At 60.4% G+C, this 3,541-nt stretch carries 3 protein-coding genes and 2 pseudogenes; 2 read left to right on the forward strand and 3 right to left on the reverse strand.

Translation table 11 applies throughout. The annotated features are described in order from the left end of the window. Window positions 1-108: 108 nt before the first annotated feature. Entirely contained in the window at window positions 109-573 is a 465-nt protein-coding gene (locus tag ACIP98_RS42015) for a hypothetical protein (protein ID WP_401982125.1), read from the forward strand. 454 nt (window positions 574-1,027) lie between these two features. Continuing rightward, window positions 1,028-2,047: a helix-turn-helix transcriptional regulator gene (locus ACIP98_RS42020; RefSeq protein WP_401982126.1), complete on the forward strand. Its 1,020-nt coding sequence runs from the start codon at window positions 1,028-1,030 to the stop codon at window positions 2,045-2,047. A gap of 629 nt (window positions 2,048-2,676) precedes the next feature. Here ACIP98_RS42020 and ACIP98_RS42025 read toward each other — a convergent pair. The 3 genes and pseudogenes from ACIP98_RS42025 to ACIP98_RS42035 form a co-directional block, all read right to left on the reverse strand. Next, window positions 2,677-3,096 (reverse strand): hypothetical protein, encoded by a 420-nt coding sequence (locus ACIP98_RS42025; RefSeq protein WP_401982128.1) that lies wholly within the window; start codon window positions 3,094-3,096, stop codon window positions 2,677-2,679. Between the two features lie 161 nt (window positions 3,097-3,257). Continuing rightward, a pseudogene (locus tag ACIP98_RS42030) lies at window positions 3,258-3,413 on the reverse strand (transposase); the annotation flags it as partial. Window positions 3,414-3,415: 2 nt separating this feature from the next. Continuing rightward, window positions 3,416-3,541: pseudogene (locus ACIP98_RS42035) on the reverse strand (transposase); the annotation flags it as partial.

A 3,541-nucleotide genomic window follows, 5' to 3' on the forward strand; every position in this document is an offset into this window, starting at 1 on the left:
TACCCTGCCGAGCTCCCCGAAGGCGCCCCCGCACTCCCCAACACCACGAAGACAACCGCCGGATGATCGGCTACACCACAAGAAGGGACGCCATCGGACTGGGCACGTGTGCTTTTCGGCGATGTCGACGCCTTGAACACATGGCAGCACGATGAGCCGGTGGACGGCTTGGCCGACGTGGCGTTCTGGGGTGCCGCGGCAGACGAAGCCGCCGTCACGTTTGCCGCACCCGAACTCGGAGAGCCCGGCGAGGACGGCGTTCGGGGGTGGGCTGCCCTGCCCGTCTTGGAGGCCATGGACAGAGCACGTGCTCTGTCGAGATGGAAGGACGAGACCGGACGACGCATGGCGGTGGACTTCCGACCTCACTCCCACCACTGGCAGATCATGCGCGAGGTACGCGCTTCGCAAGTCGAAGCCGGGTCCGTGAAACTCGGTGATGCCCGAGTGCTGTGCGCAATGACGAGCTGGGGCGACGGCTTCTTCCCGGTGATCGCCGATCTGGATGCGTCGGGTGACCTACTCGCAGTGCGAGTGTGCTTCTCCCCCCGCGCCCTGAACAGCCAGCCCTGAGCGCGTCGGATGGGTACGTAGCGCCGTACCTCGATGAGCACTTGCCTGTGTACGCCGACACCCAGGCCCTCTCATCCCGCGCCACCTTACTGACCGGCAGGACGGCCGCAGCCGTTCCCACTCGGCATCACTCAAGTCACCCCGCATCATGTCCACATCAACCACCCCGGACGGCAAGTAGTCACATGATCGACCCGGCGAGTCATAGGCAATTGAGCTGGAACTGAGCGGGCCCGTGGCTCATAGACGCCAAAATCTGGCACGGTCGTACTATTTGCTAGCCGGATCATTGGAAATGATCGGTTTCACGGCGAGACCGGAGAGAGTCACCCAAAGGCTTTTGCGTGAAAATGCAATGACCGATCAGTGGTTGATCAAGGGCATTTAAGAATTGCCAATTCCTGCATCCGCTCGCCAAAGGAACTGACGAGGCCACCCCAGGGACAGGCAAACCATGCGAGTTGAGCACAGAGCGCACCCAGCGGATGCAATTGGTGCAGCCAATGTGATTTATGAATCCAGCATAAGTCTGACGGCTGAGCAATCCTACACCTCCGAGGGTTACTTTCAAGACTGGGAACAAGGGCCATTCGCGCACCTCACACACCTCTCTGTTCCACAAAATGCCGCTAAATTTGGATTCCACTTCAACGCAAGCGGATACCTTATCGATGAATTCCTAACTGCCTACGTCTACTGCGATTCACTGACAGGAACATCAGGTCGAAACCTCGATCGCGACCCGATTGTCGCTGACCTCGTAACCTCAGGTTGGATCGAGTTTTCAAGAGCGGATGAAAGGCATCTCATCAAACCCGGAGAGATATGCATTCGCGACACCAAAGCATCCTGGGAGTTTTCGTGCCCGCCGGGAACGGTTGTACGGGTTATTTCGATTCCACGGCACCTTGTGGGCATCGAATCAATCAAGTCTCTCAAGCGTGCTTTCCTCTCGAACTTCGACGCTCCCGAGGTCCGTTTTCTGGTCAATTTCCTAGAAGCCATCACCGAAAGCAAAACCGAACTCGAGGCTTCCACTACGGCACAGTTGATGGCCCGAGATACCTGCGCAAGCATGGTGTCAAGCATCCTTTCGGGAAGCTCAGACTTTGGCATCAGCGACAGGTACGGGGCTGTGACGACAGCTGCCAGGAATGTCATAGAAAGGAATATCGCCAAGAATGAATTGTCCGCGCCGATGATCGCCCGCAGCATAGGCGTTTCACTCCGCACGCTGCATCGAGCTTTTTCGGAGACAGGCGAACCCGTGATGGCATTCGCACGGCACAGGCGCCTACAGAAAGCGCGCGACGAGCTCGTCGCCAATGGCAACACTACCAGTATAGCCGCGATCGCTCTCCGATGGAATTTTTCAGACGCAAGCCACTTCATCAGGCAATTTAAATCATATTACGGGGTCACGCCCCGCTCCTACCTAAAGAATCACAAAGATTCCCGAATCCCAAAGAAGTAGTCCGTCACAACTACCGAAAAACGATGTCTCCAACCTCAGGGGTCTTCGGGGGAGTGTGCGGTCACTGGAGCGCTGGCGCCGGTCCTGGCGTGAGGGCGGGTTGCAGCCCTTGAGGTGTTCGGGGTTGGCGAAACGACCGAAGGTGGACGACAACGACTTCGCATTGCTGGAACCGCCTTTGCTGCGTGGGGCGAAGGCTCAGGGATGGACGGATGAGTGCTGGACGCTGTCCCGGGTCCGTGTGCTGATCGAGAACTGGTTGGGGGTATCGTTGTGGGTTCGCGGAGTCTGGGAGTTGCTGAGGCGGCATGGCTGGTCCAGCCCGCTGGGCCAGGAGGGCGGGTGTCTTTACGACGGCCCGGGTGATGGTGGAACGGTCGACGCCGAACAGCAGCCCGAGCACGGCGTGCGGTAGGTCACGCCGCAGATAAATGAGCGTGGGTCGACGAACACCAGCTGATGCTGGGCACCGGCACCTGCTGCCCGTGCCGCGACACCGCCGCGGGCTGCGTGACGGCGGCCTTCGACCATGGCTGGGTCAACCTCGGCCAAGCAGCCCAGATGACCTTGCGAGACCCCAGTGAACAGTCGATGCGCGAGGATCGCCGGATTGACCATGATCGGCACACTCAGATCATGACGCTCGCCAGCCCAGACACCTCAGCCGCTATCACGCACCAACTCGTAATAGCAAAGTAGATATCGTCGTCGGCTCCCATATTCTTACGTTCTTCCGCCGCGGTGCCAACACCGAGCTTGGTGCGGGGTCTGTACAGACGGTGACGAGGGGTGACTCGACGGCGGCGGTGCGGCGTAGTTTCTGCCAGCTGGGGCGGGGTGACGTGCGCAATCGACAGACCATCGCCGGTCACTTCCGGGATCGTGAGCTGAGGTGCACGAGAGTCCGCGTCGGCCAAACTGAACACCAACGCCCCAGCGCAACCAACCCAGAGCACGCCGAGCACCCAGCCGAAGTAGCGCAGGGTACGATGCCGCCGGCCACTGAAGTCCACAAACACCGGCCGATTCGCTTCGTCGGTTTCAGGCATCTGCCCTGCTGCCTTGCCCTTTCCGCATGCGAGCAAGCCGGGCTCTACGAAAGGGGGAGGCACACCTCAGCGGTGGTCCGCCTCACGGTGGACCGCACCCCTGGGTGGGGTGTGTCAATTTGACGGCTCTGTCTCACATGCGGTGGTGACGGAGTGTGCTGCTATCCGAGGAGGATGCGGTGGCGAAGTAGGTTGAAGCCTGCTCGTCCGTGCATCTGTCGTGCGATCCGCTTGGTTTTCGTGTTGATACCCTCGGTGGGGCCGTTGCTGTATGGAAGCGTGAGCGCGGCGATCACTGCGTCCCGGTCTCGCACCAGGTGTCCGCCGCCCATTCCTGGGGGATGAACAGGCGCCATTGCAGCGGGCAGGAAGCGGTGTCGCTGGCAGCGTGCACGCTGACCGCGACCTGGCAGTTGGCCCGCTTGCCCAGCGAGCCGCAGTACTG

The sequence above is a fragment of the Streptomyces sp. NPDC088354 genome (assembly GCF_044753585.1).
Taxonomy (GTDB): domain Bacteria; phylum Actinomycetota; class Actinomycetes; order Streptomycetales; family Streptomycetaceae; genus Actinacidiphila.